This window comes from Methanoculleus nereidis, assembly GCF_032944295.1.
Taxonomy (GTDB): domain Archaea; phylum Halobacteriota; class Methanomicrobia; order Methanomicrobiales; family Methanoculleaceae; genus Methanoculleus; species Methanoculleus nereidis.
This window is the reverse complement of sequence record NZ_JABFFQ010000007.1, coordinates 51,216-71,920: the sequence shown is the minus strand read 5'-3', so window position 1 is coordinate 71,920 and position 20,705 is coordinate 51,216. Positions and strand designations below refer to the sequence as shown.

17 protein-coding genes are annotated in these 20,705 nt (G+C 61.9%); 6 read left to right on the top strand and 11 right to left on the bottom strand.

The features are described from left to right. Positions 1-47: 47 nt before the first annotated feature. Together HL657_RS09520 and HL657_RS09515 are read left to right on the top strand one after the other, a co-directional pair. Positions 48-1,241, top strand: a complete 1,194-nt coding sequence (locus HL657_RS09520; RefSeq protein WP_317296583.1) for an ammonium transporter — start codon at positions 48-50, stop codon at positions 1,239-1,241. Between the two features lie 10 nt (positions 1,242-1,251). Continuing rightward, positions 1,252-1,590: a P-II family nitrogen regulator gene (locus tag HL657_RS09515; RefSeq protein WP_317296582.1), complete on the top strand. Its 339-nt coding sequence runs from the start codon at positions 1,252-1,254 to the stop codon at positions 1,588-1,590. A 555-nt stretch (positions 1,591-2,145) separates the two neighbouring features. Here HL657_RS09515 and HL657_RS09510 read toward each other — a convergent pair. Beyond that, on the bottom strand, positions 2,146-3,108 hold the full coding sequence (locus HL657_RS09510) for a TIGR03557 family F420-dependent LLM class oxidoreductase (protein WP_317296581.1): 963 nt from the start codon (positions 3,106-3,108) through the stop codon (positions 2,146-2,148). Positions 3,109-3,210: 102 nt separating this feature from the next. Between HL657_RS09510 and hxlA the strand changes: the two genes are divergently transcribed. The 4 genes from hxlA to HL657_RS09490 all read left to right on the top strand — a co-directional run bounded on the left by hxlA (position 3,211) and on the right by HL657_RS09490 (position 6,363). Continuing rightward, positions 3,211-4,500, top strand: coding sequence for a 3-hexulose-6-phosphate synthase (hxlA, locus tag HL657_RS09505; RefSeq protein ID WP_317296580.1), 1,290 nt, complete (start codon positions 3,211-3,213; stop codon positions 4,498-4,500). Between the two features lie 77 nt (positions 4,501-4,577). Further along, complete coding sequence (locus HL657_RS09500) at positions 4,578-5,270, top strand: DUF1538 domain-containing protein (RefSeq protein ID WP_317296579.1); 693 nt, start codon at positions 4,578-4,580, stop codon at positions 5,268-5,270. Next, positions 5,267-5,998: a DUF1538 domain-containing protein gene (locus HL657_RS09495; protein WP_317296578.1), complete on the top strand. Its 732-nt coding sequence runs from the start codon at positions 5,267-5,269 to the stop codon at positions 5,996-5,998. The genes HL657_RS09500 and HL657_RS09495 overlap by 4 nt, the downstream gene beginning before the upstream one ends. Continuing rightward, positions 5,995-6,363: a P-II family nitrogen regulator gene (locus HL657_RS09490; RefSeq protein ID WP_317296577.1), complete on the top strand. Its 369-nt coding sequence runs from the start codon at positions 5,995-5,997 to the stop codon at positions 6,361-6,363. The genes HL657_RS09495 and HL657_RS09490 overlap by 4 nt, the downstream gene beginning before the upstream one ends. A 6-nt stretch (positions 6,364-6,369) precedes the next feature. On the opposite strand, the gene HL657_RS09485 is transcribed toward HL657_RS09490, so the two are convergent. The 10 genes from HL657_RS09485 to HL657_RS09440 all read right to left on the bottom strand — a co-directional run bounded on the left by HL657_RS09485 (position 6,370) and on the right by HL657_RS09440 (position 20,411). After that, the gene (locus tag HL657_RS09485) at positions 6,370-6,801 is read right to left on the bottom strand and encodes an ACT domain-containing protein (protein ID WP_317296576.1); all 432 of its coding nucleotides are present in this window, start codon (positions 6,799-6,801) and stop codon (positions 6,370-6,372) included. Next, positions 6,801-8,102, bottom strand: coding sequence for a phenylacetate--CoA ligase family protein (locus HL657_RS09480; RefSeq protein WP_317296575.1), 1,302 nt, complete (start codon positions 8,100-8,102; stop codon positions 6,801-6,803). The genes HL657_RS09485 and HL657_RS09480 overlap by 1 nt, the downstream gene beginning before the upstream one ends. Further along, positions 8,102-9,391 carry a phenylacetate--CoA ligase family protein gene (locus tag HL657_RS09475; protein WP_317296574.1) on the bottom strand — a complete coding sequence of 430 codons (1,290 nt, stop codon included), beginning with the start codon at positions 9,389-9,391 and terminating at the stop codon, positions 8,102-8,104. Before HL657_RS09475 ends, HL657_RS09480 begins: the two co-directional genes overlap by 1 nt. Before the next feature lie 202 nt (positions 9,392-9,593). Then, positions 9,594-10,592 carry a tungstate ABC transporter substrate-binding protein WtpA gene (gene wtpA / locus HL657_RS09470; protein ID WP_317296573.1) on the bottom strand — a complete coding sequence of 333 codons (999 nt, stop codon included), beginning with the start codon at positions 10,590-10,592 and terminating at the stop codon, positions 9,594-9,596. Then, positions 10,589-11,158 carry a molybdopterin-dependent oxidoreductase gene (locus HL657_RS09465; protein ID WP_317296572.1) on the bottom strand — a complete coding sequence of 190 codons (570 nt, stop codon included), beginning with the start codon at positions 11,156-11,158 and terminating at the stop codon, positions 10,589-10,591. Before HL657_RS09465 ends, wtpA begins: the two co-directional genes overlap by 4 nt. Further along, complete coding sequence (locus tag HL657_RS09460) at positions 11,155-11,973, bottom strand: argininosuccinate synthase (RefSeq protein WP_317296571.1); 819 nt, start codon at positions 11,971-11,973, stop codon at positions 11,155-11,157. The genes HL657_RS09465 and HL657_RS09460 overlap by 4 nt, the downstream gene beginning before the upstream one ends. A gap of 17 nt (positions 11,974-11,990) precedes the next feature. After that, on the bottom strand, positions 11,991-13,190 hold the full coding sequence (locus HL657_RS09455) for a metallophosphoesterase family protein (protein ID WP_317296570.1): 1,200 nt from the start codon (positions 13,188-13,190) through the stop codon (positions 11,991-11,993). Beyond that, positions 13,187-15,772: a PEGA domain-containing protein gene (locus HL657_RS09450; RefSeq protein WP_317296569.1), complete on the bottom strand. Its 2,586-nt coding sequence runs from the start codon at positions 15,770-15,772 to the stop codon at positions 13,187-13,189. The genes HL657_RS09455 and HL657_RS09450 overlap by 4 nt, the downstream gene beginning before the upstream one ends. 28 nt (positions 15,773-15,800) lie before the next feature. Further along, complete coding sequence (locus HL657_RS09445) at positions 15,801-16,889, bottom strand: hypothetical protein (protein WP_317296568.1); 1,089 nt, start codon at positions 16,887-16,889, stop codon at positions 15,801-15,803. Between the two features lie 12 nt (positions 16,890-16,901). Beyond that, positions 16,902-20,411: a molybdopterin-dependent oxidoreductase gene (locus HL657_RS09440; protein ID WP_317296567.1), complete on the bottom strand. Its 3,510-nt coding sequence runs from the start codon at positions 20,409-20,411 to the stop codon at positions 16,902-16,904. Positions 20,412-20,705 lie beyond the last annotated feature (294 nt).

The following is a 20,705-nucleotide window of genomic DNA, read 5'->3' as shown; positions in this document are numbered from 1 at the left end:
CCGATGAATGGCGAGAACACGTTGTGGGTGAGCCGGGAGGCCGGGGCATGATCGACTCCGGCGCTACGGCGTTTATCCTGGTCTGTACGGCACTGGTCATGCTGATGACCCCGGGAGTGGGGCTCTTCTACGGAGGGCTCGTGCGCCGGAAGAACTTCATCTCGATGATCGCACTCTCGTTCATCGCATTTGCCCTTGTCAGCATCCAGTGGGTCGTCTGCGGCTACAGCCTCTCCTTCGGCGCCGACATCAACGGGCTGATCGGGGGTCTGGAGTACGCCTTCCTGCAGGGTGTCGGGATGGACGGCGACGGCATCCCGGACCTGCTCTTTATGGCCTTCCAGATGGTCTTTGCGGGTCTCACGCTTGCAATCGTGACGTCCGGGGTTGCGGAACGGATAAAGATCAGTTCGTTCGTCGTCTTCGGTCTGCTCTGGACGACGCTGGTCTACGACCCGCTTGCCCACTGGGCCTGGGGCGGCGGATGGGCGGCTCAGTTCGGTGCGCTCGACTTCGCCGGCGGTACGGTCGTTCACATCAGCTCCGGCTTCTCTGCGCTCGCGCTTGCGCTCGTCATCGGGAAGCGTCTCGGGTTCGGCGGCCACGGCATGGAGCCGAACAACATCCCGATGGTTCTCCTCGGCGGGGCGCTCCTCTGGTTCGGGTGGTTCGGGTTCAATGCCGGGAGCGCTCTTGCCGCGGACGGCCTTGCGGCGAACGCGTTCGTCGCGACGAACATCGCCGCCGCTGCCGGGGCACTTGCCTGGCTCTGTGCCGCCTGGGTTCGCGGCAGACCCGGATCGGTCGGGATCATCAGCGGGGCGATTGCCGGGCTCGTCGCCATCACTCCGGCGGCCGGGTTCGTCACGCCCATGGCTGCGATTCCCATCGGGGCCGCTGCCGGTCTGGTCTGCTACGGCGCTCTGCTCTTCCGGGTTCGTGAGGGACTCGACGAGAGCCTCGATGCGTGGGCGATCCACGGCATGGGAGGCATCTTCGGCGCCCTCGCAACCGGAGTCTTTGCGGTCGCGGCTATCGGCGGCGTGGACGGTCTGCTGTATGGAAATCCGGCCCAGTTCCTCATCCAGATGCTGGATGTGGCCGTGGTCGTGGCCTACTCGTTCGGCGTGACCTACGTCATCGCAAAGGTCGTCGATCTGGCGATGGGGCTGCGCGTCACCGAGGAGGAAGAGTATGTCGGACTGGACATCGCCCAGCATGGCGAGTCCGTGCGGGTGTGAGGTGGTGTGAATGAAGATGGTTACCGCAGTCATCAGGCCCGAGATGTTCGATGCCGTGAGGGCGGCGCTCGAGGCCGACGGCATCTACGGGATGACCGTGAGCGAGGTGATGGGGCGGGGGGCGCAGAAGGGTATCGCCCTCCGGTTCAGGGGAAAGACGGTGCCGGTCGAGCTCATCCCGAAGGTGAAGATCGATATGGTCGTCAGGGACGGCGATGTCGAGAGGATCGTCGGGATCGTCCGGGCGAACGGCCGGACCGGCAAGCCGGGCGACGGGAGGATCTTCGTCCTGCCGGTCGAGAGCATCTGCCGGGTGCGGACGGATCTGGAGGATCCGGAGGAATTATAACTTTTTTTGGGCTGGTTCGGGGGGGCTTTGCCCGGGGGTGGTTAGTGGCATAGAATGTTTAAGATCAGGACGTTCCGCCTGCTGTCACATGTGAGCGTAGCATCACAATTATGGGCTGGAGACAGGGGAGGGGGGATGCTCCCCCCTCCCCGTCAGCCCCACCCCCAAGGGCGATATCCCCTTGAAATCCGTGCATTGGGCAGGCGATACTCCGAAGAACGGCATATGGAGATCTAACGGGTCGAAAGATAGGAGTACAAACGCTGCCAGATGCGAGTGGCGACAGCCAAAATGCGAAAAAAGCGAGGGAAAAGTCCCGGTGCAGTGGACCGTGGGGATATCGCCATGACTGCCCCCGCCCCCGGGGCGGGGAACGACTGCTGGAACGGCAGGAGTTTGAGCACCGAAGGTGCGTAGCCCCACGGTCCACTGCACTGGGATCTCTCCTCATTTGTAGGTTTTACTTGGCAAGACCCACAATCACTGGTGTTTTCCGCCTACCGCGGCTTGCCCTCGCCCGGGTTTGTGCCTCCAAAACCCTCTTCTGTAGCGCCGTCATTTCCCAAAATGCGGCAGAACCTCCTTCGCGTAAAACTCCATGAACTCCCGCTGCTGCTGCCCGATCTGGTGGATGCAGACGTGGTTGAACCCCTTCCCGATGCTCTCCTCGATCTTCTTGATATGCGCCTCCGGGTCTGGGCCGCAGACGACGTGCTCCGCCACGTCCTCCGGCGTCACCATCTTTGCCGCCTGCTCGTAGTGGGTCGGCGTGGGGAGGAGCCGGTTGAGTTCTCCCGTGTTTGCGGGGATCGGCCACTGCTCGTAGGCCGTCCTCTGCCCTTCCTCCTCGGTCTGGGCCCAGCAGACCGAGTTCTCGATGTATGCCGGTTTATCGGCGCCCCCGGAGTCGCGGAAGATGATGAGGTTCTCCTCGGCGTTGCTGCCCGGGTTGATGAACCCGTCGCCGACCCGCGCGGCCAGGGACGCGCTGATCGGACCTTCCGACGCGATGTAGATCGGAGGGAGCTCCTCCGGAAGCGAGAAGACCTGCGCGTTCTCGAGCGTGTAGAAGGCGCCGTAATAGTCCTGCATCCCGCCCTTCCAGAGCACCCGGATCACCTCCACCGCCTCCTCGAGCATCTCGATCCTGACCGGCGCTGGGGGCCAGCGGTCACCGAAGACGTGCTCGTTGAGGTTCTCTCCCGACCCGAGGCCGAGGGCAAACCGTCCCGGCATCATCATGGCGGCGGTTGCGGCGGCCTGGGCGATGATGCCGGGGTGAATCCGTATCGTCGGGCAGGTGACGCCCGTCACCAGCCGGAGATCCGCCGTCACCTGCGAGATGCCGCCGATGACGCCCCAGACAAACGGGCTCTGCCCCTGCCTGCTCGTCCAGGGGTGGTAATGATCCGATATCATGGCAAACGCAAACCCGGCATCTTCCGCCTGGCGGCCGTTGCAGACCAGATCAAGCGGACCGTGCTCCTCACAAGCCAGTTTATAACCGATCTCGACCATCCGTCATCACATCCGTGCCGGCGCCCCCCTCAAGCATCTCACGGCATATAGGTTTCCCCGGCCCGGCACCAGATAAATAGAACCCTCGCCATACTGTACTGCATGGCAACACCCACTCTCCAGGTGGCGCTCGATCTCCTCGAGCTTGATCGTGCGGTTGAGATCGCAGATGAGGCGGTCCGCGGCGGTGCGGACTGGATTGAGGTCGGGACACCCCTGATCAAGAGCGAGGGGATGCAGGCCGTGCGGACGCTCCGGGAACGCTTCCCCGGCCACGAGATCGTCGCGGATATGAAGATCGCGGATACCGGGGCGGTCGAGGTGGAGATGGCGGCGAAGTCCGGCGCCGGTGTTGTCTGCATCCTCGCCGACGCCGACGATACCGTGATCGTCGAGGCGGTGCGCTCCGCCCGCAAGTACGGCGTCCGGCTCATGGCCGACCTCATCAACGTCGGCGATCCTGTCTCCCGATCGCGGGAACTTGCCGCGCTCGGTGTCGACTACATCAACGCCCACGTCGGCATCGACCAGCAGATGATCGGCAGGTCGTCGCTCGACCTCCTCCGCCGCCTTGCCGGGGAGGTGGGCACGCCCGTCGCCGTCGCGGGCGGGCTTGATGCAGAGACCGCGTCCGAGGCGGTCGCCGCCGGTGCTTCGATCGTCATTGTTGGTGGAAACATCGTCAAGGCCGCCGACGTGACCGGGGCGGCGCGGCGGGTCCGGGAGGCCATCGACCGGCCCGAGATCCGGCCGCGGGAGGAGGAGAGCCGGGATGCCGCGATCCGCCGCCTCTTCGAAGGGGTCTCCGCACCGAACGTCACTGACGCCATGCACCGGAAAGGAGCGATGGCGGGCATCGTCTCCATCTGCGGCCGGGTCAAGGCGGTTGGCCCGGCGGTGACCGTCAGGACCGTCGCCGGAGACTGGGCAAAACCCGTCGAGGCGATCGACGTCGCCGGGCCGGGAGACGTTCTCGTCATCAGCAATGACGGAAAGACGGACGTCGCCCCCTGGGGAGAACTCGCCACACATTCCGCGAAGAACCGGGGGGTTGCCGGTGTCGTGATCGACGGAGCGGTGCGGGATGTCGACGATATCCGGGAGATGAAGTTCCCGCTCTTCGCCACGGCGACCGTCCCGAACGCCGGAGACCCGAAGGGTCTTGGAGAGATCAACACCGAGATCGTCTGTTGCGGACAGGAGGTGCGGCCGGGTGACTGGATCGTCGCCGACGAGAGCGGTGTCGTGGTGGTCCCGCGGGAGCGGGCCTACGAGATCGCACGCCGGGCGATGGAGGTCAGGAAGAACGAGGAGCGGATCCGCGAAGAGATCCGGCGCGGCCGGACGCTCTCGGAGGTCTCCGAACTCCTGAAATGGGAGAAGCGGCACTGATCTGCGGCGGGCACCGCTTTTATCTCTGTTTGCGACAGAATACCTGATCACCGGCACCGGGGAGGAACGGTAGCGTGATGCAGGATATCAGGGAGACAGTCTTTGAGGTTCTTCGGGCAGTCCTCCCCATAATCCTCGTCATCACCATCTTCAAGATCGCCCTCCTCCGGGTTCCGCCGTCCGATCTCCTCCTCTTTCTGCTCGGAAGCGGTATGGTCATCCTCGGGATCGCACTCTTTCTCTCCGGTGTGAAGGCGGGCCTCCTGCCCGTCGGCGAGGCGATAGGCTCGGAACTGCCCGCCCGGGGCTCGCTCCTGCTGGTCGTCGCAGGCTCGTTCCTCTTTGGGTTCCTGACGATCGTGGCGGAGCCGAACCTCCGTGTCCTCACCGAGATGCTTGATGCCGTGCCCGGAGCCGGTATCCCCTCGGGCCCCCTGCTCCTCGCGATCGCGGTCAGTGTGGGGTTCGTCATCACCGTCGCAGTCCTCCGGATCATCTTCGGGTTTCCTCTCGCGTATCTCTTCGTTGTGGGGTACGGCGCAATCCTCCTCCTTGCGCCGTTCTCATCGCCTGAGTTTCTCGCGGTCGCTGTTGATGCGGGAGGGATTACCACCGGGCTCCTGACGATCCCGATCATCCTGGCGCTTGGAACCGGCGTCAGTGCGGTTCTTGCCGGACGTTCGGCCCTCACAGACGGGTTCGGGTTGATCGGGCTCGCCTCGATCGCCCCCATCCTTGGTGTCATGGTAATGGGGTTGGTCTACGCATGATCGCAGCGGCGTTTCTCGCCGGGATCGACCTGGTTGCCCTCGAGGTTGTCCAGGCACTCCTTCCCTTGGTCATCTTCTTTTCGGTTTTCCAGGTGCTCTACCTGAAACTTCCGCGAGTCTACGTCGTGAACCTCGCCAAAGGCATCCTGCTCGCGTCCCTCGGCATGGTTCTCTTTCTCCAGGGCGTCAACGTCGCGTTTCTCCCGGCGGGCAGGGAGATCGGTGAGGCCGTAGCCGCGTTCGACCAGCGGTGGCTGCTCATCCCGTTTGGGTTCTTCCTCGGATTCCTTGCAACCTATGCGGAGCCCGCGGTCAGAGTTCTCGGCTATCAGGTCGAGGAATCGTCGAGCGGGTACATCAAGGAATCGCTGATCCTCTATACCCTCTCTCTTGCGGTCGCCGTCTCCGTATCGCTCGGTATGGCCCGCCTTGTTTATGGTATCCCGCTACTGTGGCTCCTTATCCCCGGCTACCTCCTGGTCATCGTCCTTCTTCTCTTCACCGATAAGGAGTTTGTCGGGATAGCGTTCGACTCAGGGAGTGTCGCCACCGGCCCGATGGCGGTCACCTTCCTCCTCTCCCTCGCCGTCGGGGTTGCGGCGGGGATCGAGGGCCGCAACCCCGTCGTGGACGGGTTCGGGCTGATCGCGCTGATTGCGCTTGCACCCATCCTCTCGGTGCTGATGCTCGGCATCCTCTACCGGAGAACACGAGGTGAAGAAACATGAGTAACAATTGCGATAACGAATTGATCGTCACGATTGTAAAACGGGGCTGGTCCGAGCCGGTGCTCGCGGCAGCCCGCGGTGCCGGGGCCGAGGGAGGGACCATCCTCCTTGGCCGCGGGACCGGTATTCATGAGGTAAAGACGCTTCTCGGGATCGCCATCGAGCCTGAGAAAGAGATCATCTTGACGGTCGTCACCGCTGACCGGACGGATGCGGTGCTCGAGGCGATCGTCGCCGCCGCAGAACTGGACCAGCCGGGGATGGGCCTTGCGTTTGTCCTCCCGATCAGGTGTGTCACGGGCAGGGTTCATATGTTCCGCCAGGACGAGGCCGAGGGTCCGGGAGCGCCCCGGGCCCCTATGTGATCCGGGTTACTGCGAGAGGGATGCCTTGAGGAGTTCCCCGCCGCGGCCGAGGATCTGCCGGACGGCGTCCTCGACCTGGTCCACGCGCAGGATCAGGACGGCCGCATCTTTTCCCGAGTAGGCGTAGGCATACTCTATGTTAATCCCGGCATCCCCGAGGATCGATGCGATATCCGAGAGGCCGCCGGGCTCGTCGCGCATCTTTACGCCGATGACGTCGGTGAACGAGACGCGGAACCCGAGATCGGTCAGTGTCCGGTATGCATCGTCCGGCCGGTCGACGAGCGCACGGACGACCCCGAACCCGTCCGCCTCGGCGATGCTGAACGCAAATATGTTAATTCCTGCATCACGCAACGCGCCGGCGATTGCCGCGAGGCGTCCCGGGCGGTTCTCCGAAAAGATCGAGATCTGTTTGACGATATACGATTTTTCCATTATAGTGACCTCCTATCAACAACCTTCTTAGACTTGCCCTCAAACCGCGGAAGAGTTCCCGGTTCGACCAGTTCGACGTCCACACTTACGTTCAGCGAACCCCGCAGGCGATGCTCCACCGCCCTCTTGATCACCATGAGATCGGTGATCTTGTCGGAAAACGCCTCCTCGCTCACCTCCACCCGCACAAGCATGGAGTCGAGCGCGCCTTTACGGTCGACGACGATCTGGAAATGCCTGCCGACCTCGGGGATCTCGAGCAGCGCGTGCTCCACCTGCGAGGGGAAGACGTTGATGCCCCGGACGATCAGCATGTCGTCCACCCTCCCGCGAATCCGGCCGATGCGTGGATGGGTCCGGCCGCAGGGGCAGACACCTTCCTCGATGGCGGTGAGGTCCCCGATACGGTACCGGACCATGGGGAGTGCCTCTTTCTGCAGCATGGTAACGGTCAGCTCGCCCTGTTCGCCGGTCGGGAGCACCTCGCCGGTCGCGGGGTCCACAATCTCCACGAGCGCGAGGTCGCCCCAGATATGGATCCCCTGCTGCTCGGTGCACTCGGTGAACATCGGGCCGGAGAGTTCGCTTGTGCCGTATATGTCGTAGGCGCGGATCCCGAGCCAGTCCTCGATCCTGCCCCGCATCTGCTCCGACCAGGGCTCGGCGCCGAGGAAGCCCATGCGAAGGTCGGTGTCGTTCTTGATCGAGACGCCCATCTTCTCCGCCACCTCGCCCATGTGGAGGAGGTAGGAGGGGGTGCAGGCGATGGCGGTGACGCGGAGATCCTGCATGAGTTCGATCTGCCGCTCGGTGTTTCCGACGCTTGTCGGAAGGACGGTCGCGCCGACACGCTCGGCGCCATAGTGGGCACCGAGGCCACCGGTGAAGAGGCCGTAGCCGTAACTCACCTGCATCACGTCGCCCCGCCCGAGGCCGCAGGAGGAGAACGCCCGTGCCAGGGACTCGCTCCAGTTCTCGATATCGCGCTCTGTGTACCCAACGACCGTCGGTTTTCCCGTCGTCCCGGATGAGACGTGGTACCTGACCAGTTCGTTCTGTTCTGCGGAGAAGATCCTGTCCGGGTAGCCGTCCCTCAGGTCGCTCTTGTACATGAACGGGAGTTTCGCGACATCCTCAAGCGTCCTGATATCGTCGGGGTGAACCTGCTGCTCCTTCATCCGGCGCCGGTAGAAGTCGTTGAAGCTGTAGAGCCGGTATACCAGGGATTTGACGAGCTTGAACTGGAGCCGCCGCAACTCGTCGAGCGGCATCCCCTCCGTCCTTGGGTTCCAGGGCGCCATCAGATTGCCCCCCGCCGGTCGATCACCCGTTTTGCTTTCCCCTCGAACCGGGGCAGCGACCCCGGTTCCACCAGTTTCACCGCCGTCCGGAGGCCGAGCGTATTGTGAAGCTCGCCGGTGATATTCTTCTGCATGCGAGCGAGATCCTGGAGTTCACCGGAGAACCCGGCTCTGCTCATCTCTACCTCGATAGTCATTTCATCAAGATGTTTGACGCGATCAATATATACGATAAACTGCTCCCCGACCTCAGGGAGGGCCCGCAGCACGTGCTCGATCTGGGATGGGAAGACGTTGATCCCCCGGATGACCAGCATATCGTCGCTCCGGCCCGTGATCCGCTCGATCTTCTGCCCGCGCCCGCAGGCGCACCCGTCCTCCATCAGCCGGGTCACATCGCCGGTGCGGTAGCGGATGAGCGGCAGGGCCTCCTTGACGAGCGGCGTGATGACGAGTTCGCCCCGCTCTCCGGGTGCGAGCCTCTCCCCTGTCTCAGGGTCGATGATCTCCACAAGGTAACTGTCGTGCCAGATATGGAGTCCGTCCCTCTCCGGGCACTCGAACGCCACCCCCGGCCCGTACATCTCCGAGAGCCCGTAACTGTCGTAGGCCTTCACTCCGAGACGCCGTTCGAGTTCTGCCCGCATGCTCTCCGACCAGGGTTCGGCCCCGAATATCCCCGTTTTCAGGGTGTCGAGCGTCTTTCCCATCGACTCGGCCACCTCGGCGAGGTGGAGGGCGTAGCTTGGCGTGCAGTGGATGGCGGTTACCCCGAAGTCCTCGATCATCTCGATCTGGCGGCGGGTGTTTCCGGTCGCGCTCGGGATCACGGTCGCCCCGATCTTCTCGGCGCCGTAGTGGAACCCGAGCCCCCCCGTGAATAAGCCGTAGTTAACTGCGTTCTGAAAGACGTCGTCCTCCCCAAGGCCGATCATCGTCATGTTCCGCGCGATCAACTCCGACCAGTTCTCCAGATCCTGCCGGGTGTAGCCGACGACGGTCGGCTTCCCTGTCGTGCCGGAGGTGGTGTGGATCCGGACAATCTCTTTTAAGGAGGTCGCTAAGAGGCCGAACGGGTATCCGGCCTGGAGTTCCTTCTTGTTAGTAAAGGGAAGTTTCTCAATGTCGTCGAGTGTCCTGACGTCGTCCGGCGAGACACCTGCTTCTTTCAGCTTTCTCTGGTATAGCCCTACGTTCTGTGCCTGATGCAGCGACCATTTCAGCCGCTTTAGTTGAAGATCCGCGAGTTCATTCGGTCGGATCGTTTCCATTGCTCTATTCCAGAACATGATACCCCATCGTGTTTCGGCAGCCGGAGAAGATGATGTCCCCGGCCGCATACTGCCCGGCATCTGTTATCCGGTACTCCCGGCGGCCGTTCGATGGCCCGCTGGAGCCACGCCGCCGGGCTGCTCTACCTTTATATGAGCAGCCGGTGCCAAAAAAGGTTTGTCAAAGGGTGGCGTGGTACGTCATGGCAGCATCCGGTTTTTACTCGATTGGAGTGGGCCATCCTGCCCGCCTCTCATGGAACGCAGTCAGAACGAAGTCCACGAACATTCGCGCTTCGTCCGGGTAGGGTGCATTACGGGGCATGGTGATGGCATAGACAATCGGCTGTCCTATCCGCTCGCTCCCAATAGACCGGAATCGCTGGAATCCAAGGGTCACGTGCACCTTCTGGTAATCGTCGGCGAGCTCAGCGGAGCCGAGGTTTATCTCGGGGGGGAGATCAATCCAGCGGAGCCCATGCTCCTCAGCGACGCTCCGGTATTCGAAGGCATAGTCGATCCCTCCGGCATCGAGGAGCGAGAGGAGGTAAATGCTCCCGTCCCGGATGACAACCTTCTCGTCTGCGGGCCTTATCCGTTCCGGCAGGGTGATCGTCGTTATCCCGTCCGCGTGGGTGGGGGTAAGCGGTGGGTCGAAGGCGTTCCCGATGATGGTTTCAAAGAGCCCGGGCTCACCGTAATGCTCCTCGGCAAGCGCCGTAACCATGAGCGCGCGGTAACCGCAGGCATCGAGCATGGGGTTTGAGAACCCTACCCGCACGTCCGGGCGAGCCAGAACCCGATACCAGTTCTCCGATGTTATCTCCTCTGCCCCGGTGCTCTGGTCGGTGTAGGCGATCACGATCTCGTTTCCGGCGAAGGGGGCATACCAGTCGGTATAATTCTCCCCCCCCTCGGTCATCGGGATGTACATCATATCGGGGATCAGCGAGGCGTCTGCGACCGCGACGACATCGATATCCCGCCTGAGGTCTGTCACCTGCCGAACTGCCTGGATGCTCCCATGCCCTTCGATCCGAACATCGATATCCGGGTGCTGATTTTCGAATGCGGCCTCTATCTCCTCGAGCGGGTGCAGAAGGCTCCCTGCCGGGATCACCGTGAGGACGGTGCGCTCCGGCTCGGTGTCAGTGCAGCCTGCGGCTGCCGCCAGGACGGCGAGAGCGATGAACGCGAGCGTCACTGCCGGCCGGATCATCTTCTATGGACCTCTATCCTATCGACCCACTTCACCCAGGAGCTACCTTCGGTGATGACGTCTGGAGTCTCGGCGATGACGACGAGGCGTAGCGGTCCACCCTCTTCATATGCCAGAGGTTCTCCATCCTGGTCGTAAGCCAGAATCACCTTGAGCGGCGGTGCGGGAATCTCCCGGAGATTCTCATCAAAGGTGAAGAACTCCTCTCCTTGTAACTGAGCCGTATCAAAGACCCAGAGGTAGCCGTCTTCCGCGGAGACGTAGATCAGGTCCTCTGCACCTGCTCCTCCCGCCATCTCAACGAGATCGGCGAGAAGCACACCGCGATAGGTGTTGGGGCCGTACTTGATCCCGACCGTCGAGACCGAGTAGCCGTAGCCTTCGACGGCAGGCAACGCCCTGATCTCGGCGAATGTGAGAACGGTCTCCTGATCTCCGGCAAGCGTCAGGTTCCAGTCCGGAGCGTCGGCATCTTCTGCCGTGCCAAGGCATCCACATGCGAGGGCTACGGCGCCAAGCAGCATCACGGCAAAAAGGGTCGGGGGGAGCCGGCGTACCGGGATCATGCTCCTCTCCGGGCACGGAGCGCTGCCGCTCCGAGGGCCGCGGCAAACGTTGCCACGAGCGAGAATGGAGACTCTACCGGCGCGGTCGTCGCCCCTGTTTCCGTGCCGTCGAGGGATCCTGCGAGGGCCCCCCGATCTCCGTGGTATCCGCCGGTGTAGACCCGGACTTCATCGATCCACTTCACCGTGAGGCCGCCGGTGGAAGGGTAGAGGTCGTAGAAGTGCTGTGCAGATTCCGGGAGCGTCTCGTGCATGTCCCAGTTCCCGTAGATGTGGAGGCCTTCCGCGTTGGTCGAGTCGTCGGCGAAGAAGACGAGGCGCATTCCGGTGTAGTAGTCGGGGACGTAACCGCATCCCTGCCGCTCGCCTGCTCCCGTCTCGGCACCGTTGTACCAGCAGACACCCATGGGGCCCTGGCGGGGATCGGGCTCGTAGACATTCTGGTAGGCAAACTCGACGTGGTAGCCGTCGGCCGCCCGGACCATGATCTCGTCCCCGGGTTCGGCGCCGCCGACCAGTTCAGCGAGATCACGGATATCCGTCCCTTTTACGGCTCCCCTGTCCTTGAAGTTTGTTGTTTCGTTGGGATCCCATTTGTCCCCCTCAAAGACCGGTCCCTGATGGTAGTAGTGTGTCACCCCATCCCCGAGGATCGGGAAGTGTGCTTCCATCCAGCGATAGTCAACTGTCGTCTCATTAAGGATCGTCTCTCCGTCTGCTGCAATCTTTACGACGTGCAGTTCGGTTGTCGGTGCCGCCGAGGCGGCACATGCCAGCATGCTCACGCAGAGGAGCGCAAGCAGAATTCGTGTCATGTTTGTATGCATAACTATCATCTCCATAATTCCGATAATCCGGGTATACGGTGGAGGGATGCCAGCACGTTCCACCACTCGCCGGATGTGGGTGCTGGAAGGCGGACGGTGTCGATGACGGTCCCTGCCGGGTACATCGTCACCTCACCGTCCTCTGTGATCTCCGCAACCGGCACCATCTCCATAACAATCGATTCCGGGCTCACGGTGGCCCGGAGATAGCCGAGGGTCTGCTCGCGGCCCGCCTGGTGCCCTTCAAGCTTCTCCTCAGCGAGGGGGTAGAATGGTGCGCCGCCGCACCCGATGATGAAGTACTCTGTTCCGTCCACCCGGTAGCGCTCGTAGGCATGGGTGTGTGCGCTAACGACGGCGTCGACGTTGTTTTGGGATAGGATGCCGCACCACTCGGCCCGGATCGCCTGATCCCCTCCGGGGCGTTTCCGGTCGGAGCTGAACGGCGGGTGGTGAAATGCCGCTATCTTCCAGGGGAGCGGGGATGCGAGGTCTTCTTCAAGCCATGCGGTCTGTGTGTCCATATCCGGCCACGCCCAATCGTTGCTGTCGAGAACGGTCACATGGAGGCTGCCGGCATCAAAAGAGTAGTAAGCGGGAAGGCTGAAGATGGCGGAGAACGCCTCCGCCGATCCTTCGTGGTTGCCCGCCACCGGCACCAGGGTCGTGTTCCGGAGCATCGGTCCTGCGACCGAGAAGAACTCGTCCCATTCCTCATCTCCGCAGACAAAATCGCCGGTATGGATTACGAAGAGGATATCCTCCTCTGCGGCTATCCTCTTTGCAACCAGACCATGCCGTTCGGCCTGGGCAAAGTAAGGTTTCTGCCCCCGGGTGTCGCCGTATATGATGCAGGTGAACGATTGCTCTCCGAATGTTCGAAATCTGTGGTCTTCCGTTGTTTCATCTCCGGTACTGATACGGTAGCGGTAGGTGGTCGCCGGGCTAAGGTTCGTGAGCAGGACATGATGCATGGCCTCCTCTGGGGAGGAGATACGGCCGACATCACCACTCTCACTGCCTTCGGGAGCGTACTCCACCCACCCTTCCACCGGGGAGGTCGTCTTCCAACTGACCACCGCTGATTCTTCCGTGGTGTTTGTGACGTACGGGCCCCATACGATGGCGGCTGATGCCGCCGGGGAGAGGAGCGCGAACAGCACCGCGATCGCCGCCATGACACGGGCTTTCCGGCACCGGTTCACGAGTTATCCTCCTTCAAGTTCACCAGGCACCGGGTTGTCTCCCCTGGCTTCACCAGCACATCTTCGATCGTTTTAGAGTCGTTCTCAGTGACGACCCGGACTTCGTAGGTACCGATACTCATCCCGGTGAAGGTATGCGGCGTCTTCTCCCCGGTGTATCGCCCGTAGAGGTAGATCCTGGCATCCGGGATCGTGCTTTCGACAAGGAGATCCCCGTCGATATACTCACGGAGCGTGCAGGTGACGGCACCGCCGGTTCTGGCCCCCTCGGGTATTGTGATCACATCTTCGGCAGTGATATACCCGGGTTTTGATACCAGGATACGGTGCTGACCGGGGGAGAGGCCTTCCACCCGACACGGAGTACATTTCCCGGTGGGGAACCCGTCGATGAAGACCGCGGCGTCTTCGGGGTTCGAGTTGATACTGATAGGAACGGTATCGGCATCCTCGGGTTCAATCCAGAATGTCCTGCCTGCTCCGATACCGTAAGGAATTGCGAATGAGTGATAGACTCCGTCCCGGGAGACGGTAACCCAGGACTTTGCCCCTTCGATCTCCGCATCATCCGGGATGGTGGCGGCAGGGAAGGACCCGCTCATCGTGAACTTCTCACCACGGCAGGTTTCCGAATCGATACGGATCGTCTTCTTATACGAGGGTGTCACACCGTCGAGATGGACCGGGGTGATCGTGTCCGGGTAGACCCAGGTCTGAACGGTCTCGAACTGGAAGCTGGAATCTTCGCCGCTCCGATCCGATTCGCTCTTCTCAACCCTGATGCTGTGCAGGCCTTCACGGAGACCGTAGACGATGCGGGGCGTCTGCCAGATCTGTCTCCGGTTGTCGACGACGATCGTCATACCCGGAGGGTGCGACGTAACATAGATTCCGCCTGAGTGGTTCTTTACGCTCCGGGTATCATCCGGCGTCGGTACGGGGACCATAGGGGTGCTGGTCAGCACGGGGGTTGCGGAATCTTCGCCCGGATCGGGGGTGCTCTCCGGCCCCGGCGTGGTTGGTAGGTCTTCCCCTGTCCCGAAGAACGGAAATATCCCGGTCAGGATGTTGAGAATTGTCGCGATGAATGCCTCTAGGGGATTCTTCTGTGCAGGCGTTGGGCGTGTGGCTGCGGTTCCGTCATTGCCAGTGGTGGTGTTCGTCTCAGTTTTTCCGCCTGATGGAGAGAGGATCACATCGATGGTACTGCGCTCAGCCTCCGCGACGGTGACAGTTCGGGTGATATTCCAGTAACCCGGCAGCACGAGTTCGATCGTATGCTCGCCGACCGGGACCGCCTGCAGGGTCGCATTGGTTCGGGACCCTGTATCCTTCCCGTCTAAGTAGATGCTCGCGTTCGTCGGGACCGAGAATACGGCGATCCTTCCGGTTTTGGTGGTGGCTTCACCTGTGGTGCTGTTTTCGAAGATCAGATCAAGAAGGGTGCACTCGGCCTTCTCGACAGTGACAGTTCGGGTGATATTCCAGTAACCCGGCAGCACGAGTTCGATCGTATGCTCGCCGGGGGGGACATCTTCCAGGGTTGCATCTGTCCTGAACTCCGTAGCGTTCCCGTCGAGGTAGATACTCGCGTTCATCGGGACCGAAGTGATGGCGATGCTCCCGTTCCTGGAGCCACCCCCCCCTCCATCACCACTGCTGCTACCGCCGCCGGATTCGGTTTCCGGAATCAGGTTGAACTCAACCTCGGCAACGGCGTTCGCCACAACGTTGACCCACTCCTCATCGGATGGGATGAACCCCTCTTTCTCGACCCTGACGGAATAACTCCCAAGCTCGATGCCGGAGAGGGTGCAGGGGGTCACGTCACCGGTCTCTTCGTCATCGATGAAGACAGCGGCCCCTGATGGTGTCGAGTTTACGTGAATGCTCCCGGTGGGCTCTTCGTCGCTGTAGATGATGACGTCGCTCACGTACTGCACGGAGAGACCGGTGGTTGTGGGGAGCCCCGGCTGGAAGAAATACCAGTAATCGGAATCGAAGCATTCGTGCATGTCCCAGACGCCGAATGCGTGGAGCCCATCGGGATTGGACGACGTATCCGCGAAGAAGACGAGACGCATCCCGCTATAGTAATCAGGGACATACCCTTCGTCGGCCTTATACCAGGTGATGACCATCGGCCCCTGCCGTGGTTCGGGTTCGTAGACGTTCCTGTACGGGAACTCTCTCGACATCCCGTCTGCCGCCCGGATCCTAACAGTCTCCCCTTCTCTCATCCCGCCGACAAGGTCGCAGATATCTGCAAGATCCGTTCCCTTCACCGCGCCCATGTCTTTTTCTATGACATTGACGTCCTCTTCGGGGTTCCAGGGGTCTCCCTCAAAGACCGGCCCCTGGTGGTAGTAGTGGGTTCTGCCGTCCCCCTGGACAGGCAGGTTCTGCTCCAGCCATGTGTAGTCGACCGTCGTCTCCTCGAGGACAGTAACGCCGTCGGCTGCATGCCTGACGACATGAAGTTCGGTTGTGGCTGCGGTTACAGGGGCTGCCAGTGCCAGAAGGATACAGAGCACGAGAATGATTGGGTGCGGGGCTGTGCCCCGCCGGTGCGTAACTACCATGCGTTGCTCCTTGCCATTCAAAAAAAGGTTACTTCCTCCTTACGAGGAGGAATGCCGCAAGTGCGACGACCAGCACGATGATGAGGGCCAGCGCCCAGGTCGGGAGTGCAGGGCCGGGTTCCCCGGCCGGTTCCCCGACTGGAGTCGGGGTTCCCTCTGCTCCCGCTGCCACCGTCTCCGGAACGGTCCATACCAGGGCGTAGATGCTGAAGTGCTCTACCTCTGCGGTGACCGTCCGCGTGGCGGGGTCCACTGTAGCGGCAATCTCCTGCCACTCCCCGCTCTCCGGGTTGTACCACATTACCGAGAGTTTCGCGCCGTCATCGATCTGCGCCCACTCTTCTACGGAGAGGGTATAGGTGAGGGCAGCCGGCGGGTCGAAGGTGGCGCCCGCAGGGCCGCATGAGAGTGCGATGGCAACCGTCGCTCCCGGCGGCGCCGGGGGAACCTCGGCCGGAGCGACCTCATTGCAGGTCACCTCACCGAGCGGGTTGCCGTCTCCGTCGCGAGCGACGGTGCCCTCCAGTATCGTCACGGCACCGGCCTTTCCTTCCGTCGTGACCGTCACCGACTCAATCACCACGCCGGCCGTTGACGTCGTGATGGGCGCGCTCTCGGTGAAGACTTTCGGGACTGCAGGAGCATCCGGGTCATAGGTTATCTCCGACCCGGGGTCTTTGGAGGATCCGCCCCCTCCGCCGCTGGGGCCGCCGCCACCGGGCGTGGAAGTGGGCGTGGGTGTGCTCTCCCCGGCAACGCTCAGGTCGAGGGCCGTCACCGCTCCGGGTGCGAAGGTCGCGGTCTCCTGTGCGGCTACGCCGTTGACGAGGAAGACGATCGTCTCTCCCGCCGGGTCTGCGGTTGCTGCAACGACCAGACGGTTACCGAGGCTTTCGTCGGGACTACCGTATTGTCCGGCATCCACTGTCTGGATTGAGCCGCAGGTTGTTTCCTCGATCGTCGCAGTGACCACGGTCCCGGCCGGTGCAGGAGATCCGCCGATTGTCACGCCTCCATAAAACACATGAGGCAAGACGGGGGGAGTGTCCCCGGCCGCCGCAACGCCGGCGACGAGGCCGAGGAGGAGAATCAGCACGATGCCGTCTCGTATCTTCACCCTACATCACCTTCAGGCGCCGATGGCAGCAAGCGTGTCTGCCCCGGTCATGTAGACCCAGTAGCCCTGCATCGGCTGCATCGTGCGCTCATCACCGTGGCGGTCGCTGGCGCCGCGGATGATCGATACCTCGTACTCCTGCGCCTCTGCATCGAAGCCAATCAGGGTAATCCAGTGGTCTCCGAGCGAGAGCAGGGTGTTTGCGGCGGACTCGGGAACGGTGTCCGTGAAGCCGATCGCGTTCCAGCCTTTGCCGAGATTCTTCGCGGGCGGGGTTTCGGGCTCCCCGGAGGCGAAGACCAACGGGACGGTACAGGCCTCGTTCGCGTAGACCCAGACCCCGTCGAGCGGCTGGAAGGAGTCGGTCGAGGCTACGTCCTCCCACTTCTGCTCCAACCCGTCGTAGATCAGGATCGAGTAGCCCGCGGTATCGACCGCGTCGAAGAAGACCGCGAACGTGTCGCTGCCGTCGGCAAGCCGCTTCGGGGTTGAGACGAAGTTCCAGCCCGCTTCAAGGGAGATCGTTGCGTCGCCCGTGGGCGGCTCCACAATGATGGGCACGCCGTCCAGGACGATCTCGTCGATGCTGCCGACCTTCTGCTTGTTGGAGGTCAGAGCGGAGCCGACGAGTTTCAGCGGCCAGGTTTTGCCGTCGTTGGGCAGCGGTGCGCCGTCAATCTCGTCCGCGACGACGATGTTGTTGTTCCGTGCGACGAACGAGCTGTTGAAGGTGGTGGAGAAGTCGTCATCAGTGCCTTTCGTGCCGTCCGGACCGTAATCGATGACGGTCACATTGTAGCCCGCGTCCGCGAGGTCGTCATTGAAGGGGTCCGTCCCGGCGTCGTGGCTGTTTGCGTCGTCGACCCAGCCGCAGAGGAGCCAGAGCGGCATCCCCGACCAGACCTGGTCCTGATCGTCGGTCCACGTCGCATCGTGTCCGGCCATGGCACAGGACTTGCCGGACTCAAAGAAGGACCGGGTGATGGTCGTGTCGATGGCGCCTGTCAGGGTGAGGTTCCAGTCCTCCCGCGGGGCCTGGTAGATCTCGATGGTCGCGATGTTTCTGGTGGAGACACCGGCTGCCGAGGGGTACTGGATGCCGCCGGACGAGTAGTAGTGCCAGTAGCCTTCGGCAAGGCATACCCGCATATCGTCGGCACCGAAGATGCCGTCGGGGGTGTTGTAGAAGAGGCGCGGGCCGTCGCTGTAACCGGGCGCGTAGCCCTGCCGCTCCGTCCACCAGGCGACGATAGCCTCTCCCTGCCGTTCTTGCGGAGCGTAGAGGTTGGTGTAATTAATTGTCGACTTGAAGCCATCGGACGCAACGAGTTTGATCTCGCCTCCTTCGGGGGCTCCACCTACGAGGTCGCAGAGGTCTCGGATAGAGGTTCCTTTCACGACCTCGTCGACCTTGCCGGGGTTGATGTCCTCAGCTGGGTTCCAGAGGTCGTTCGGGTCGAAGGTAGGTCCCTGGAACCTGAGCCGGACACCGTCCGGTGCGCCGTAAACATCCAGGTTCTCTTCCATCCATGTGGTAGTCTTCGTCGTCTCCTCGACGACGGTCACGCCGTCGGAGGCGTAGCGGACGATGCGGATGGATGGGGCTTCCGTCGGCTCCTGGAAGTCGACGAGCTGGATCTTCTGGACGTTCCCGACACTCTTGCTCCCGACTGCCCCCTCGCCGACCAGGCGGAGCGGGTAGGCGTCTCCGGTGATCGCCGTGTCGTTGACCTTGCTTGCGACGATGTAGTCGAGCTGACCCGCCATGATCTCCTGGCTGGTGAACTCCTTGCTGTAGGGGTTCTCCCCGCCGGAGGAGACGATCACGGTATAACCGATCTCGGCGAGTGCGGTGTTGAAGGCCCCGGAGCCGTGCATGACGTCGTCGTCAACCCAGCCGCAGAGGACTTTTAACGGGACACCGGTCCAGGTGCTGACCCCGTCATTGTAGGTCTTCGTGTGGTAGCCGCATGCCTCGAACTCTTCCTTTGTGATGAGGTCGCTGACCTTCGGCCCCCCGAGTGCGAGCGTCCACTCCGATTCAGTGCTTTCATCAGGCAGCCCCTCGAGGGTGATCGATGCGATATTGCCGATCTTCTGCTTGTTGGTCAGGGACGGGCCGACAAGTTTCAGCGGCCAGGTTTTACCGTCGTCCGTCAGTGGCGCGGCGTTCATTTTGTCCGCAACAAGGAAGGTGCCGTTCCGGGCGATATCGGCGCTGCTGAACGTGGCACTGAACCCGTCGCTCGCGCTCACCCGCACGGTGTAGCCCTCGGCCGCCCGTGTGTCGTTCAGCGTCCAGTGATCATCGGCCTCCATGTCGTCGACGACGGCCACCAGGTACCAGAGCGGTATGCCGGTCCAGACCTGTTCGTCACCGTCGGTATAACTCCCGCCGTGACATCCGACCCCATCCTCGAACTCAGCCTGTGTGAGTTTCCGGTTGAACGCGCCGGAAAGCGTGATCTCCCACTCGTCAGAGGGTTCGGAGAGGCCGATGAGTTCGATCTCGGCAATGCCGCCGATCTTCTGGCCGGCACTCACGTCGGGACCGATGAGCTGGAGCGGCCAGCAGGGTTTCTCCTTCTCGCCGATGGTCTCCGGGAGTTCGGTGCCGTTGAGGGTGTTCGCGACGATGATACCATCGTTCTCTGCGACGCTTGCGCTCTCGAAGTTGATCGAGTAGCCGTCGTCGGCGATGACTTTGATCGAGTAGCCCTGGGCGGCGAGGGCGTCGTTAAACGTCCAGTGGTCGCTGGTCTCGATGTCGTCGACTAAACCGACGAGGTACCACAGGGGCATGCCGCTCCATTCACCACCGTTCTCGTCGGTGTAGGTGGCTACGTGCCCGCAGTCTATCCCTTCCTCGAAGTATTCCTGGTCGACAGTCTCTGTCTGTGCACCGGTGAGCGTGATACTCCAGCCCGACGGGGGCGGTGTTACCGGCGATTCGTCCAGAGTCACTTCGATCAGAATCAGCACCTCTGCAATTTCCGGTGTCGGGTCGTTGCCGTAGCAGAAGACGACTTCATCGCCTTCGGCAAGCGCTACGACGTTGAGGCCGTCGGCGGAGTTGCTGTATCCGTCCTTGAGGGCGCCGTTGACGTAGCAGGCCCACTCGTTCTCGCCCTTTACGTACGGGTACTCTCCGATGTCGTCGAGCAGGAGGACTTCGTTGCTGTCTGCCACCCACTTCTTGTCGGTGACCTCGTAGGTGAAGTCCTCGAGTTCCGCTACCGCCTGGAGAGCTCCGAGCGGGGTCCGGTAGTCAACGGTGTAGGATTCTCCGGAGCTGGCCGTACATTCGAACGTGCCGGCCGTCAGTGCAACGGTGTCATCGAAGAGTATCACGGGATCCGCGGACTGGGCTCCGGTGAGTCCCATACCGGGCTCCTCCGTCGGTATCTCCGTCTCAGTCACTTCAGGGGTCACTGCGATAGTCACAGTGCTCTCCCCCGGGCTCACGTTCCCGTCAGGGAGCGTCGCCCCCGCTGCCGGCAATACCAGCAGCGAGCATACCATCAGTACAAACAGAGCGTACTGAACTGTTTTCCTCGTTGAAGTCATTACATCAACTCTTTTCGGTTCATACTCTTTCTCAGGACCCTGTCCGGGAAAGTAACGTTTTAGACTAGGTTATGGGCATGTAAAAACGTTACAGTTAATTAACCTGGTTAAGTTAACATTATTTGGTTTATCTGCGTCCGGTTCTTTCCCCGTACTTTCCTGACTGCCTGGTATCCGGAAGATCTCGCTGGATCCGGCGAATCGATGCATTAATCACCAAAAACCGCCCAATACTCCTTTCCAGAGTGA

Coding starts and splice junctions, on each gene's coding strand:
- HL657_RS09520 (WP_317296583.1), top strand. CDS start 48: ATGATCGACTCCGGCGCTACGGCGTTTATCCTGGTCTGTACGGCACTG.
- HL657_RS09515 (WP_317296582.1), top strand. CDS start 1,252: ATGAAGATGGTTACCGCAGTCATCAGGCCCGAGATGTTCGATGCCGTG.
- HL657_RS09510 (WP_317296581.1), bottom strand. CDS start 3,108: ATGGTCGAGATCGGTTATAAACTGGCTTGTGAGGAGCACGGTCCGCTT.
- hxlA (WP_317296580.1), top strand. CDS start 3,211: ATGGCAACACCCACTCTCCAGGTGGCGCTCGATCTCCTCGAGCTTGAT.
- HL657_RS09500 (WP_317296579.1), top strand. CDS start 4,578: ATGCAGGATATCAGGGAGACAGTCTTTGAGGTTCTTCGGGCAGTCCTC.
- HL657_RS09495 (WP_317296578.1), top strand. CDS start 5,267: ATGATCGCAGCGGCGTTTCTCGCCGGGATCGACCTGGTTGCCCTCGAG.
- HL657_RS09490 (WP_317296577.1), top strand. CDS start 5,995: ATGAGTAACAATTGCGATAACGAATTGATCGTCACGATTGTAAAACGG.
- HL657_RS09485 (WP_317296576.1), bottom strand. CDS start 6,801: ATGGAAAAATCGTATATCGTCAAACAGATCTCGATCTTTTCGGAGAAC.
- HL657_RS09480 (WP_317296575.1), bottom strand. CDS start 8,102: ATGGCGCCCTGGAACCCAAGGACGGAGGGGATGCCGCTCGACGAGTTG.
- HL657_RS09475 (WP_317296574.1), bottom strand. CDS start 9,391: ATGTTCTGGAATAGAGCAATGGAAACGATCCGACCGAATGAACTCGCG.
- wtpA (WP_317296573.1), bottom strand. CDS start 10,592: ATGATCCGGCCGGCAGTGACGCTCGCGTTCATCGCTCTCGCCGTCCTG.
- HL657_RS09465 (WP_317296572.1), bottom strand. CDS start 11,158: ATGATCCCGGTACGCCGGCTCCCCCCGACCCTTTTTGCCGTGATGCTG.
- HL657_RS09460 (WP_317296571.1), bottom strand. CDS start 11,973: ATGACACGAATTCTGCTTGCGCTCCTCTGCGTGAGCATGCTGGCATGT.
- HL657_RS09450 (WP_317296569.1), bottom strand. CDS start 15,772: ATGGTAGTTACGCACCGGCGGGGCACAGCCCCGCACCCAATCATTCTC.
- HL657_RS09440 (WP_317296567.1), bottom strand. CDS start 20,411: ATGGTATGCTCGCTGCTGGTATTGCCGGCAGCGGGGGCGACGCTCCCT.